Below are 13,259 nucleotides of genomic sequence, written 5' to 3'. Positions count from 1 at the left end.
GAGGAACGAAGGCTAAAAGCATCACATCCTGTTGTTGACGATTCGCTTTCGCACAAACGAGCTCCCGTGGAAAGTGCTCAGTCGGAATGGAAATCAACCTTTCTTTTTTGAAGAATGTTCAGGTTAAAATCATAAAGAAAATAGCTTTTCAATAACATGGGATTTCTACTTAATTAGTAGAAATCTTTTTTGTTATCGAACAAAATTCAATGTCCATTTTCATGTGCCTTTATACATTCTGAAAACAGAAAAGTCTTATTTTTCTGTTTTTAAGACTATCTTAAGATAACGATTAAATAGCTATAAGGTTCTTACGTTATTCTTTCTTTAAATGAATGGAAAGGGGAAAATGATGGGATTGAAGCGGATTTCGTTCGTTGATAGTCTTCGTGGATTAAGTTTGCTTGGGATTTTACTTGCTAATTTAATAATTTTTCAATATGGCATGCATGGAGCCTTAAAAAATTTATCATCACAAAGTGCGGGGGATTTTGTGAGGGTGTTGATCGGCGGATCTTTTATGCCTATTTTTACGCTGTTATTTGGATTTTCTTTTATAAAACTAATTGAATCTGTACGCGGAAAAGGGATGAAAAGTCGATGGATTATTCTTCGACGGAGCTTGGGGCTCATTTTATTAGGCTGGCTGCATACTACATTTATATGGGAAGGTGACATACTCTTATATTACGGTTGTATGATTTTGTTTTTGTTACCATTCATTAATCGAAAAGCAAAAACAATTATTATATGGGCTAGTTTGTTCTTTGTATTTTCAGTTGTAATTATGATGAATATTAACTTAGATCTCACAGCAAATCAGCAGGATATCAATGCGTATATTGAAAAAGCAGACGCCATTTATGCACATGGCAGTTATTTAGATGTTCTTAATTTTCGTCTAAATAGGCTGATGCCTGAACAAGAAACATCTATCCTGTTATTTGTAGCGCCATTATTCTATGCACCGTTGTTTTTACTTGGTATGGCGCTTGCGAAAATGCGAGCATTTGTAAATATAGAGCAGGAACAAAAGTGGTATAAGCTAGGTATGATACTTGTACCTATTGGGATACTATGTAAATATTTGAGTTTAAAAGAAGGAGATTTGTCAATTATGCTTCAGATGAGTGGAGCACAAGTTTTAGCGTTAGGCTATGTATGTGTAGCCGCCTTACTCTATAAGAAATGGCGTACGACGCCTATTATTCATGCCTTTGAATGTGTTGGTAAGCTGTCTCTAACTAATTATTTGCTGCAATCTATTGTTTGTACAACTGTATTTTTTGGTTATGGTTTTGGGCTGTTTGGAAAATTAGGCATCTTGAATGGGGTGTTATTTGGATTAGGAATTTATTGTGTACAGTGCATTGGCAGTGTCTTATATTTAAAAAAATTCAAACGTGGCCCATTTGAGCAGGCCTTACGGATGTGGACGAATTGGTCCTTTGATGGTCGATTAAAGTGAGCGAAAAGAACGAGTATAGAGTGATTGAATAACTTTCAACAAAGGGGATGGGAGACATCCCCACCAGCGCTTTTATGGATTCATGGAGGAGGATATGTGCTAGGTGCTCCAGAGGGTGATGATTTACTATGCCAACATTTTGTGAATGAGGCAAATTGTATTGTAGTATCAGTGGATTATAGACTCGCTCCTGAATACCCTTATGCTTCACCACTTGAAGATTGTTACACAGCATTAAAAGGGGTAGCTGATCATGTGAAGGATTTAGGGATTGAGAGTACTCGTATTGCTGTAGCTGGGGCAAGTGCGGGAGGTGGCTTAACGGCGGCATTAGCATTACTGGCTCGTGATAGAGGATATCCTAACCTTTGTTTTCAAATGCTACTCTATCCAATGATTGATGATCGTAATAATACGCCTTCTGGATTGGAGATTACAGGACATATGGTTGGGAATCATGGTTTAAATCAAAAGGAGTGGGAAATGTATATGGATGGGGATAATGGCAGTGAAATTATTTCACAATATGCCGCAGCTGCAAGAGCAGAAGATTTATCTGGTTTACCATTTACTTATACTTGCGTAGGGCAATTAGATCCATTCCGTTATGAAGCATTGCAATATGTGACGAGGCTATGTCAGGCCGGTGTTGATGTTGAATTCCATTTGTATCCTAGCTGTTATCATGCTTTTGAAAGCTTCGTTCCAACTGCAGTAATTAGCCAAAGAGCAGCAACAGAATATGTTCAGGCTGCTAAATAAGTTTTAAATCGCAAAGTATAAATAATATATAAGTCTTGCGGATTTTTTCGATATTTCTTCAAGTAATCCTAGGGTAATGGTCGATTTTATTGAAGTGGTACCCAAAGCAAAAGGAATCTGCGTACATTAAAGTATGCAGATTCCTTTTTTATATTGTTTACTGTGCAACAGTTTGTGCGTTATCGATAATTTCTTTTGGGATGTCAATTGTTTTTAGGTTATTGAAATCAGTATATGTTACAACTGTCTTCGTTTTTGACGAAAATTCTTCATTTTCCACTTTTATTTTCAAATCCATATTCACATCTATTTTATTTGTATCAAAAGTTTTTTTATCAATGTATAGTACGTAGTCCATTTTATTAATCGTTAAATTATCAAGAGGATTTTCTTGAAGGTTAAGATCTTTCATCGATTTTTTCATTTCAGAATCGATGAGTTCTTTAAACTTATCGCCTTTTGCGTCTAAAGTTAAGACATATGCATCATCTGTTTGCTCGAATTTAAAATCACCTGCAAACTTTTTAAGTTGTTCTAATTGTTCCTTAGCGTTTGCTGCTGATGAAGTCTCCTTTAAAATTGAATCGAAATCATCGCTTGGTAACTTTAACCATTCGTTGGAAGCTTCGTCTTTTACGAAAATACCTTGATCCTTATTCATGTACATTTCAACTGACGTTTCATTATTCTTGTCGCCTTCGTCAAGCATATCTGGCGCTGTCGTTGTCATTGAGAAATGCATACCTAGTGGATCGGTAACTACATCCACGTCCATTTTTGTATCGCTGTTAAATTTCTCTGCTTTGTCACCTGACCCCATTTGTGCCTCTTGAGTCACTTCTGCTTTTGCACTCGCGCTTTTAATTTCTTCCTGGCGTTTCACCGCTTTGTCATACACTTGCTCTAAAGTGAGTTCACTTGTTTTAGTTGTACCTTTCGTTGGGGAAGCACTACTGTTACAAGCTGCTAGTGTTAGTGCTAGTGCTCCAACACTTAAAACTTTAAAAAATTTGTTCATTACATTCATCTCCTATTCGTTGGTAAAAGCATCAACTATTAGTATACAATACTATAAAAGTAAAAGTTTCTTAATTTTATTAAAATAATAGTAAATGCCTAGCGTGTACATTTAATTATAATCCTTTTTGCTTATGATAAGTCTCAAGAAAGTTGATTCATAAATATAAATCAATGCTAAATAAATCTGTTGTTAGTTATTGTAATATTGCAATGGCGTAGCTCATCACCAAAACGAGTGGTTGATTTCCGCACCGACTGGGCGCTTTTTTTGGGGATAGCTACTTGCTTTCGTAACAGATAGCCATAGGATGTGGGGTTTTTAGACTGTGCTCTTCTATTTTAGTAGATGTTTGGACGCCCCCTGAAAAGGAACCACATCTACATTCATATTGCCAAATTAAGGGCAGGAGGCTTCTACTGAATAAAGATAGATGTATCATCCACAAGTTTTGGTGAAGCCAATGGTGTTGAGACAAGAAACTATCACTGTAAATTATTTTTTTGTTGAGGATTCTAGTGATTTTCCGTTTAGTAGAGTAGGGGGAGTGTTGTTCGATTTCGATTTTGAGTTGAGTCTACTTTCAATAGTAAAATAAGTATATTTACAAAAAGAAAGAGCCGAGAAAATGATACCATTTTCTCGGCTCCGTTTATCAATTATAGCCCCAGATCATTGCGAATAATGTACCAATGATTGTGACAACACCTACGAATACTGAATATAAAATCGTTGTATATAACGTTTTTTTATCTTCAGATTCACCGATGTGCATGAATAATACTAATTGTACAGTTGCTTGTGCAAGAGCAGTTACTAGTAAAACAGCAAATGCCATGTTAAGAGACATATCGAATTTAATAACAGCTAAAGCTACAACTGTTAGTAATAGTGAGAAGCCGAAGCCCATCACGTGTTGTTTTGGGAATAATTCCTTCATCAGCTAATCAGTCCTTTCAAGTAGACGAAGCTGAAGATGAAAATCCAAACAACGTCTAGGAAGTGCCAGTACAGTGAGAAGATAAACGCTTTGTTAGCTGTTTGTGGGTTTAAACCACGGCTAGCTACTTGGATTAAAATTGCAACGCCCCAGAAGAAACCGAATGTTACGTGGAGACCGTGCGTACCAAGTAAAGTCATTAATGCCGATAAGAATGCGCTTGTTTGAATAGTCGCACCTTCTTCAACATATGTGACAAATTCATCAATCTCAATGCCTAAGAAGCCAAGACCTAATAGAAGTGTGATGATGAAAAATGCCATCATCGCTTTTTTATTGCCAATACGCATTGCATGAACACCAAGACCAATTGTGAAACTACTTGTTAATAATAAGAATGTTTCCCATAATACTGGTGTTAATTCGAAAATCTCAGCGCCATTTGGGCCACTACCTGTACGTGTTTGAAGTGTGAAATACACTGTAAATAGTGTGGCGAATAATACGATTTCGGCACCAAGGAAAATCCAGAAACCGAAAATTTTCAGGCGATTTTCTTCTGTACTATATTCTAATGGAAGTGAAGAATCGATTTTCATATTATTTATCACCTCTCAAGCTTTTTTCAGTTGCCATAACTTCTTCAACTGAAATGTATCGACCATGATCCTTTTCGAATGAACGATGAATCATAAAGCCAAATACACCAATCATACTAATGATTGCTGGAACCCATAGATTGAATACAGCGAAGAATGCTGCAAGGAAGAAGAATCCGCTCATCCAGAATGGTGTGCCAGTGTTGTTAGGCATGTGAATTTTTTCAATTTTACCGGCTGTAATATCGCGACCTTCTTTTTTCGCGAACCAGTATTCATCTAAACGTGTAACCGTTGGAACTACTGCAAAGTTATATTCTGGAACTGGAGAATGAGTAGCCCATTCTAACGTACGACCATCCCAAACATCTGCTTTTTCATTGCGTGGCATATGTTTCCAGCTGTAGTAAATGTTATATACGATTAACGCAAAGCCGACAGCAAGACCAAGACCACCGATGAACGATAGCATATTCAATGGACCGTAGCCAGTTGACTCAGAGTAAGTGTACATACGACGAGCGTAACCATCTAAACCTAAAATGAATAGAGGGAAGAATGTTACGTTAAAGCATACTGCGATAAACCAGAAAGCTGTTTTACCTAGTTTTTCATTTAAACGGAAACCGAACATTTTTGGCCACCAGTAGTGGTAACCTGCAAGTACACCGAATACTGTACCTGGAATTAATACATAGTGGAAGTGGGCAACTAAGAACATCGTATTATGATATTGATAGTCAGCACTTGCCATTGCAAGCATTACCCCAGTAACCCCACCAATTGTGAAGATAGGAATAAAGCCAAGAGCATAAAGCATAGGAGTTGTAAATTGAATTTTACCGTGTCTCATTGTGAGCAACCAGTTAAATATTTTAACCCCTGTCGGAACAGCGATTGCCATTGTAGTAATAGAGAATACGCTGTTTACCATAACACCGTGACCCATTGTATAGAAGTGGTGGGCCCATACTAAGAATGATAGTAACGAAATAACGACCATACTCATAACCATTGATTTATAGCCGTATAAGTTTTTACGTGCAAATGTCGCAATGATTTCAGAGAAGATACCGAAAGCAGGTAGGATAACGATATAAACCTCAGGATGTCCCCAAACCCAGAATAGGTTGGCCCAAAGCATATCCATACCACCATTTTGCATTGCAAAGAATTGTGTGCCGAATTGACGGTCAAGCATCATTAACGCAAGTGCTACAGTTAATACTGGGAATGCAAATACGATAATAATGTTTGTAATTAAAATTGACCAAGTGAACATTGGCATTTTCATTAATGTCATACCAGGTGCACGCATTTTAATGATTGTTGCGATGAAGTTAACACCAGTCATTAACGTACCAATCCCTGATAATTGTAAAGCTAAAGAATAGTAGTTGTTCCCAACAGTTGGACTAAATTCTGTCCCAGCTAATGGGAAGTAAGCTGTCCAACCAGCATCAGGTGAACCACCAATGATAAATGATAGGTTTAATAAACCACAACCAGCTGCAAATAACCAAAAGCTGACTGCATTCAGACGTGGGAAGGCAACGTCACGTGCACCAATTTGCAGTGGGATAACAATGTTCATTAAACCAATTACGAATGGCATAGCCATGAATAAAATCATTAATAAACCGTGTGTTGTGAAAATCTCATTATAGTGTTGTGCATCAAGAAGTCCATTATCAGGAACTGCTGTTTGTGCACGCATTAATAGTGCATCGATACCGCCGCGGAATAGCATCAAAAGTGCTGTAGCGATATACATAATACCGATTTTTTTATGGTCAACAGTTGATAGCCAGTTTTTGTAGAAATAGCCCCATTTTTTGAAATACGTAAGGCCAGCTACAATAACCACTGCTCCAACTACGATACTAATAGCTGCCGCTAAAATCATCGGTTCTTGCATAGGATGGAATACTTCTTCCATACTCATTGGATGCGCTCCTTTCAGGTGTAAAAATAAAATTAATGTGAATGTGTTTCTTCAGAATTTTTGGCTGAATCAGAATGATTCCCATGATCCATTTTAGAGTGATCCATTTCTTTTTCGGACATGTCCATATCACTATGATCCATGCCGCCCATTTTCATGTGTTCACTGTGTTCCATTGGAGCAGGTCTAAATTCTAAGTGTGTAGATGAATAGCTTGAACGACCAACGTGTTCTGCTTTTAATAGTTCATCAAATTTTTCTTCTGTTAATGGTTTTTCGTTTGTTTTCACATCAGAAACCCATTCGTCGAATTTTTCTTGTGTCATAGCTTGTGCTTCAAATTCCATTTCAGCAAAACCGCGGCCGCTAAAGTTAGAGTTACGGCCCATGTATGAACCAGCCTCATCTGCAGCAAGGTGAATAGTCGTTAACATGTCACTCATCGCGTATTTTTGACCAGCTAATTGTGGAATCCAGAAACTTGTGATTGGTCCGAAAGAGTAAAGTTTGAACTCGATTGGACGGTCAGTTGGAATATTTACATAGTTTACAGTTTCAATACCTTGCTCTGGATAGCTAAAATGCCATTTCCAGTTAGAAGATGATGCGTAAATAACAAGTGGCTCTTTATTGTCATAACCTTCTGGTGTTTTCTCGACTGTACTTGTTGTTCTTACAGTAACCACTGCCAAGAATGCCACTATGATAATAGGGATAACTGTCCATATTATTTCAAGTAGATGACTACCCTCTTCGTGAGGAGGCTCATAATCTGCAGATGCTTTTGAAGCACGATACTTAGTTAGCATAAATGCTAAAAGCATATACACGACTAGTAATATAAAGGCCATTGTAATAATGGATAAAATAATTGTGTCTGATAATGTTTTGGCATTTGGCCCTTTAGGATCAAAAATTGTTAGGGGTTCACAGCCAGCAAGAATTGCTAGCGCACTAAATGCAACAAACATTAAGCTTAACTTTTTCTTCATGTTTGACTCCTTTCTATAAAACGGCTATTCATAAATTTCATATGCTTATATATAGATTCGAATTTATAAATAGTGGGTAATACGGTCACCTCTTTTAATTGTTGTACCAATCAAATAATCAGAAATACTTACAATGGCATGGTTCACTATGAAACATTGAATTTAGTATTTGATTGGTCTAATGCAAGCGTTCGCAAAGTCATTAATCTGTGTAATCGATTTTCAAACAATGTGTCATAATCGATTGACACAAATGTCGTTGTTTGCATATAGGATTATACGCCCGTTTGATAGAAAAAAAATTATTTTTTTATATTTTTAATAGTAAACAGGGGATAAATATGAACATTTTTTGAACAAAAATCGTTATTTCAATATTAGTATTTTTGTGTTTAATATAATAAACACTGTTTGAACGTTGAAAACACTGAGTTTCTTATTCTTAACTAAGTAAATAGTTTTTTTTGTGAAAATGTCATTTCACATTTTAGACTTCATTTTGTAATAAAATCGCCGTTAAATTAGGCTATTGAATGCTTTATTGTTGCGTTTTTAAAAAATATAAGGAAACAAAAAACAGGGATGTGGATATATCAGGATAAACTTTAAATGTAAGGAATGATTGGAAGGGGGTATTTCGGAAATGGATATAAATTATGTTAATATAATTAACAACTTCCGTTTATTGTATTCTTGATATTTTACTTAAAAAGTAAAAAAAGCAAACTAAGGGGATCCTTAGTTTGCTAAATTTGGTACGGGAACGAAATTAAATGTTTGAAGCAGAAAGAAAGTGAAATTCGCTTTAGCTCGTTTAATTACGCCATACATTTTATGCGCCTAGTTTTAGCCATTTTGCAACTTGTCCATAAATAGTATTTTGCAGATTTGGGGCTAGGTTTTGCATCTTTAAAGCAAAATACAATGTTTTCATTAAATTTAATGTACATGTTCGTCCGCTGAAAAAGGCTTCGTTATAACCTTGAGTCACTAAATGCATTTCAAATTTATCGAATACCTGTTCTGTAAATTCTATTAATGCTTCCTCAGAGTAGTCACGATCTAGTAACGCTTCAATAATATTAACTAAGCGTTCCTCCTCGTCGTTGACAAAAATAGTACCTTTCCAAGTAACAAGTTTTAAGGCGTGCAAGATTAAAGGTGCATGTTGTAAATCAAATTTAGGGTGTTTAATTGTCATAGCCGCTAAATCTGCACCATGTGCAATGCTATGTGCCCAACCTTTATCTTGGACATGTCCTCGCGTATCTTTTTCTAATAATAAATAACGACCGATTTTTTTAAAGAAAATTTGTAAACGGTCATCATTTAAAATTAGTAGTTCAGCATCTTTTGCGAGAATACTGGCTACAAGTAAAGCAGAAAACGAACGAGTGAAGACACTATCCGTCATTTCTTCGCCTATGTTTAAAAATAAATAATCGTCGCCTATTACAGTATCAAATAAATATTGTAGCTGTTCATTGCTCAGTAAATTGTCACTAAGTAGATCAATAAAAGTTCGATAAATTAATTTGTCTCGTAATTTGGCATCTGGTGAACCAATGTGCGTTAACATTTCTTGTAACAACCAATCGCCCTTTTGTAACATAAGTTCTTGTCGTTCTGAAGATGTCATGGTTGAGAATGATTGTAATGTATTTTTGATATCCATATGTAATTCCCCCGAGGTTAAGTTAATTCTCTATAAGAGCATTCTTTTCGAAGTGATTAGTAGAACATAGTAAAAATGCTTATATGGAGCTAGTCTTTTTATTATAACGCTTCAACGACGAATTTGTTGATTTGTAAAGTTTTCTAGTGATATAGAAGTATATTCGCAATGGGAATTCCAGAATCAACAAAAAGTTGATATGATAGACAAGCAACCAAAAGGGAAAGAATTATTCAAGGAGTACACAAAAAAAGACATACCTATTTAAGTATGTCTCTCATCCTAGTTATGATATAAGGGCTGACTTTATACCGAGCGGCCATTCGGTATAAGTATTTTGATTGGTTTTTAGTTCAACAAGAATATTTGCATTTTTAATGGTTTCGATTAGCCATTCGCTATAATGAAGATTCGGTTCATCATGCTGTAAGATTCGTTGCATATCTTTTTGGTCGATACTTAGAAGCTTATAGTTGCATTCAATGTGTACACTTTGGGGAATAATAAAAAGTGACTCATGTTGGTGTCCGATTGAAATAGAACCAGGAATGTAACCTTGGATACTTATAATATGTGTATTTGCTTCTTGCGTGTATATATCAATCTTTGTCCGTGTGAGTATTTCAAATTCAATTGGGTAATCCTTCTGATAAGGATTGTCCGCTGTAGAAAATGAAATAACTTTAATTGGTAGTGCCTCAAACATAGGAGAGATGCTACTACCAAATTCACTAACTGTATCTATTAATTGCATGTATTCCACTCCTTGTGAAGAACTTTTGCCATCAATTATGCTATGGCATAATTGCGTCAGCCTGCAGATGTTTTTTGCGCGAAAGCGAAGCGACAGCAGCACATGTTTTTTTGCGCGAAAGCGAAGCGACAGCAGCACATCTTTTTGTCTGTAGTTAGCTGAAGGCTGAATGCCTGTAAATAGTAATAAATGAAAGGTATTATAATTATAATACAATTTATTACAAAATATGTAATGCTAAAGCAATGATTTTTTTAATAAGCAGGAAGTAAATTTATATTGTCATCGTTGAAAGTTAAAAATGACATATGTTAAAACGTATACTACTATCTAATGAGATTGAATTGGAGTGAATGAGGGGAGCATTACAGATGAGACACTGTTGGGAATCAATAGAGGAACGCACAAGTACAAAGATAACGCTTTTGTGACTAACCCCCAGTAGTTCATCATAATTTCTTGTAAAGCCCTCGTTCAAATTCGTAAATCACCTCCATGATATTGTGATGATTCATATAGAAACTAATGAGTAAAATAGTCGTAAAGAGGTGAGAAAAATGACAAAGCGAAAACGACATGTTATAAAACATGACAATATTGTTGTTTTTCCTGGTGCTGTTCAGACATTAATACGTGAAGGACATATGTATGCGGAAAATTATCAATATGAAGAGGCAGTGGCCAGCTTTGAAAAAGCTTTTTTATATGAAGATGGAGACGAAATGGCATTAAGTGCATACGCGTATGCTTTATATGAATTAAAAGCATACGATAAAGTTAAAAATATTTGTGAGCAATTGTTTGGTATGGGTACGACTTTATATGTGGAAGTAATGGAGCTGTATGTTACTGTATGTATGCAATTAAAGGAATACCATCAAGTAGAGTCGTTAATTTCGACATTAATAGAAGAAAATGTACTTCCATTAGATAAACTTGAGAAATTCGAACGCTTAAGAAGCTTGAATCAAGATGTTGCAAGGAATCTCCAAAAAAAAGAAGATGCAAAACGATTGTTAGAAGAGCAAGAATATGAACTTTCGGAATTTAGTGCCTTAACGGCAAATGAACAATCTATTCGACTGCATCGTTTAATGGAGACGAATGTAAGGCAATTAAAGATAGCATTGAAAGATATTATTGAATGTCCTACAATCCATCCATTTGTTCAGAGTTTAGCATTGATTCTATTAGTGGAACAAGAAGTGTCAATTGAGATTACGGTCTCAAAATTTAATGGAACAAAGATTATTAACCCTATCAATTTAGTCTTGCCAAATCAGTTGCCTCAGTATAGGGAAGTAAAAAAAATAATCGAAAATAAATTAGAGCAAGACCCATCGACGTTGGAAATGGTACAATATTTAATGGCGAAGCATGCCATTGTGACGTATCCGTTTGAATGGCACCAGTATGAAGCAGATGATATTGCCTATAGTTATATTGACTTTGTACAATCTATGCTCGGAAAAGTACAGGAAATGAACTATGAAATCATCGACTTTTTACAAATGTTAGAAAAATTGACTGAACTACATGAAGTATGAAATAAGTTGAAACTATACGCATCTATGTTATACTAAAATGGTTGTCAAAATCGTAGTTACGAATGAATTGTCTAACATTAAACTTGATTATTTATTTGGAGGTATTTATACATGTCAGCTAAATGGGAAAAACAAGAAGGTAATATCGGTACTCTAACAATTGAAGTACCAGCTGTAGAAGTAGACGCAGCAATGGACCAAGCGTTCAAAAAAGTTGTAAAACAAATTAACGTACCAGGTTTCCGTAAAGGTAAAATGCCTCGTAAAATGTTTGAACAACGTTTTGGTATTGAATCTTTATACCAAGATGCATTAGAAATCATCGTTCCTGAATCTTATTCAAAAGCTATCGATGAAGCTGGTATTATGCCAGTAGATTACCCAGAAATTTCTGGTACAGAAAACTTCGCACATGGTAAAGATTTCACATTTACTGCTCAAGTAACAGTGAAACCAGAGCCAAAACTTGGTGAGTACAAAGGTTTAGAAGTTACAAAACTTCCAGTAGAAGTTACTGATGAAGAAGTAGAAGCACAAATTCAAGAACAATTAGCTCGTAAAGCAGAGTTAGAAATTAAAGAAGACGAAGCAATCGTAGAAGGCGATACAGCTGTTATCGACTTTGAAGGTTTCGTAGGTGAAGAAGCGTTTGAAGGTGGCAAAGGTGAAGACTACCCACTAGAAATCGGTTCAGGTTCATTCATCCCTGGCTTCGAAGAGCAACTTGTAGGTATTAAAACTGGCGAATCTAAAGACGTAGTTGTTACTTTCCCAGAAGAATACCATGCAGCTGAATTAGCTGGTAAAGAAGCTACTTTCAAAGTAACAGTAAAAGAAGTTAAAACAAAAGTTCTTCCAGAACTAAACGATGAATTCGCTAAAGAATTAGACCCAGAAGTTGAGGGTGTAGAAGCTTTACGCGCTAAAATCAAAGAGCAAGCTGCTGAACAAAAACTAGCTGAATCAAATGCAGCACTTCGTGACGAATTAGTTGAAAAAGCAGCTGGAAATGCTGATTTTGAAGTACCTGCTGGTATGATTAACTCTGAAACTGATCGTATGTTACAAGAATTTGGTCAACGTTTACAAATGCAAGGTATGAACTTAGACCTTTACTATCAATTCTCAGGTCAATCAGAAGAAGATTTACGCGGACAAATGAAAGAAGAAGCAGAAAGCCGTGTACGTGTATCTTTAACTCTTGAAGCAATTGCAGAAGCTGAAAAAGTTGAAGCTACTGAAGCTGATATCGAAGCTGAATTAGAAAAAATGGCTGCTCAATTTAACATGACAAAAGAGCAAATTACTGGTGCTTTAGGTGGCACAGCAGTTCTTGAAAACGACATTAAAATTCAAAAAACAGTTGAATTTTTAGTAGAAAACGCTAAAATTACTGAATAGGATTTTTTTGTAACTGGATAGAAAAATGAAAACAAGGTACGGCATTAAACCGTGCCTTGTTTTATCACATATTGTGTGTTTAGGTGTAGCTAGATTCCACGTTAGGTTTAGTTTTACGACTACTTTCACCGCAAAAGTATCCTGAAGAGGGGATAGGC

11 protein-coding genes are annotated in these 13,259 nt (G+C 35.8%); 4 read left to right on the top strand and 7 right to left on the bottom strand.

Annotation, left to right across the window (positions count from 1 at the left end; all coding sequences use genetic code 11):
• Nucleotides 1-352 precede the first annotated feature (352 nt).
• Together AC3WSO_RS17980 and AC3WSO_RS17975 are read left to right on the top strand one after the other, a co-directional pair.
• Nucleotides 353-1,468, top strand: a complete 1,116-nt coding sequence (locus tag AC3WSO_RS17980) for a DUF418 domain-containing protein (RefSeq protein WP_492532707.1) — start codon at nt 353-355, stop codon at nt 1,466-1,468.
• Nucleotides 1,469-1,492: 24 nt separating this feature from the next.
• On the top strand, nt 1,493-2,230 hold the full coding sequence (locus AC3WSO_RS17975; protein WP_492532705.1) for an alpha/beta hydrolase: 738 nt from the start codon (nt 1,493-1,495) through the stop codon (nt 2,228-2,230).
• A gap of 157 nt (nt 2,231-2,387) precedes the next feature.
• Here AC3WSO_RS17975 and AC3WSO_RS17970 read toward each other — a convergent pair whose 3' ends face one another.
• The 7 genes from AC3WSO_RS17970 to AC3WSO_RS17940 all read right to left on the bottom strand — a co-directional run bounded on the left by AC3WSO_RS17970 (nt 2,388) and on the right by AC3WSO_RS17940 (nt 10,153).
• Nucleotides 2,388-3,248 carry a DUF6612 family protein gene (locus tag AC3WSO_RS17970; protein ID WP_492532703.1) on the bottom strand — a complete coding sequence of 287 codons (861 nt, stop codon included), beginning with the start codon at nt 3,246-3,248 and terminating at the stop codon, nt 2,388-2,390.
• Between the two features lie 655 nt (nt 3,249-3,903).
• Nucleotides 3,904-4,188, bottom strand: coding sequence for a cytochrome aa3 quinol oxidase subunit IV (gene qoxD, locus AC3WSO_RS17965; RefSeq protein ID WP_323653264.1), 285 nt, complete (start codon nt 4,186-4,188; stop codon nt 3,904-3,906).
• Complete coding sequence (gene qoxC / locus AC3WSO_RS17960) at nt 4,188-4,787, bottom strand: cytochrome aa3 quinol oxidase subunit III (protein WP_079563106.1); 600 nt, start codon at nt 4,785-4,787, stop codon at nt 4,188-4,190. Before qoxC ends, qoxD begins: the two co-directional genes overlap by 1 nt.
• 1 nt (nt 4,788) lies before the next feature.
• Nucleotides 4,789-6,732, bottom strand: coding sequence for a cytochrome aa3 quinol oxidase subunit I (gene qoxB, locus AC3WSO_RS17955; RefSeq protein WP_492532701.1), 1,944 nt, complete (start codon nt 6,730-6,732; stop codon nt 4,789-4,791).
• 32 nt (nt 6,733-6,764) lie between these two features.
• Nucleotides 6,765-7,724 carry a cytochrome aa3 quinol oxidase subunit II gene (gene qoxA, locus AC3WSO_RS17950; protein WP_492532699.1) on the bottom strand — a complete coding sequence of 320 codons (960 nt, stop codon included), beginning with the start codon at nt 7,722-7,724 and terminating at the stop codon, nt 6,765-6,767.
• A gap of 832 nt (nt 7,725-8,556) precedes the next feature.
• Nucleotides 8,557-9,399, bottom strand: coding sequence for a DUF2785 domain-containing protein (locus AC3WSO_RS17945; RefSeq protein ID WP_492532697.1), 843 nt, complete (start codon nt 9,397-9,399; stop codon nt 8,557-8,559).
• 286 nt (nt 9,400-9,685) lie between these two features.
• The gene (locus AC3WSO_RS17940) at nt 9,686-10,153 is read right to left on the bottom strand and encodes a hypothetical protein (RefSeq protein WP_492532695.1); all 468 of its coding nucleotides are present in this window, start codon (nt 10,151-10,153) and stop codon (nt 9,686-9,688) included.
• Between the two features lie 557 nt (nt 10,154-10,710).
• Between AC3WSO_RS17940 and AC3WSO_RS17935 the strand changes: the two genes are divergently transcribed.
• Nucleotides 10,711-11,700 carry a hypothetical protein gene (locus tag AC3WSO_RS17935; RefSeq protein ID WP_492532693.1) on the top strand — a complete coding sequence of 330 codons (990 nt, stop codon included), beginning with the start codon at nt 10,711-10,713 and terminating at the stop codon, nt 11,698-11,700.
• A 111-nt stretch (nt 11,701-11,811) separates the two neighbouring features.
• Nucleotides 11,812-13,101 carry a trigger factor gene (tig, locus tag AC3WSO_RS17930; RefSeq protein WP_492532691.1) on the top strand — a complete coding sequence of 430 codons (1,290 nt, stop codon included), beginning with the start codon at nt 11,812-11,814 and terminating at the stop codon, nt 13,099-13,101.
• Nucleotides 13,102-13,259: the final 158 nt, after the last annotated feature.

This window comes from Lysinibacillus sp. EB106-09-02-XG168 (assembly GCF_058791475.1).
Note: the sequence above shows the minus strand (reverse complement) of the source record. Positions and strands in the feature narration are given on the sequence as shown.

What these genes read in the sequence shown, in the direction of transcription:
- qoxA (WP_492532699.1), bottom strand. Translation starts at nt 7,724, where the DNA reads ATGAAGAAAAAGTTAAGCTTAATGTTTGTTGCATTTAGTGCGCTAGCA.
- AC3WSO_RS17945 (WP_492532697.1), bottom strand. Translation starts at nt 9,399, where the DNA reads ATGGATATCAAAAATACATTACAATCATTCTCAACCATGACATCTTCA.
- qoxB (WP_492532701.1), bottom strand. Translation starts at nt 6,732, where the DNA reads ATGAGTATGGAAGAAGTATTCCATCCTATGCAAGAACCGATGATTTTA.
- AC3WSO_RS17970 (WP_492532703.1), bottom strand. Translation starts at nt 3,248, where the DNA reads ATGAACAAATTTTTTAAAGTTTTAAGTGTTGGAGCACTAGCACTAACA.
- qoxD (WP_323653264.1), bottom strand. Translation starts at nt 4,188, where the DNA reads ATGAAGGAATTATTCCCAAAACAACACGTGATGGGCTTCGGCTTCTCA.
- AC3WSO_RS17980 (WP_492532707.1), top strand. Translation starts at nt 353, where the DNA reads ATGGGATTGAAGCGGATTTCGTTCGTTGATAGTCTTCGTGGATTAAGT.
- AC3WSO_RS17940 (WP_492532695.1), bottom strand. Translation starts at nt 10,153, where the DNA reads ATGCAATTAATAGATACAGTTAGTGAATTTGGTAGTAGCATCTCTCCT.
- qoxC (WP_079563106.1), bottom strand. Translation starts at nt 4,787, where the DNA reads ATGAAAATCGATTCTTCACTTCCATTAGAATATAGTACAGAAGAAAAT.
- tig (WP_492532691.1), top strand. Translation starts at nt 11,812, where the DNA reads ATGTCAGCTAAATGGGAAAAACAAGAAGGTAATATCGGTACTCTAACA.
- AC3WSO_RS17935 (WP_492532693.1), top strand. Translation starts at nt 10,711, where the DNA reads ATGACAAAGCGAAAACGACATGTTATAAAACATGACAATATTGTTGTT.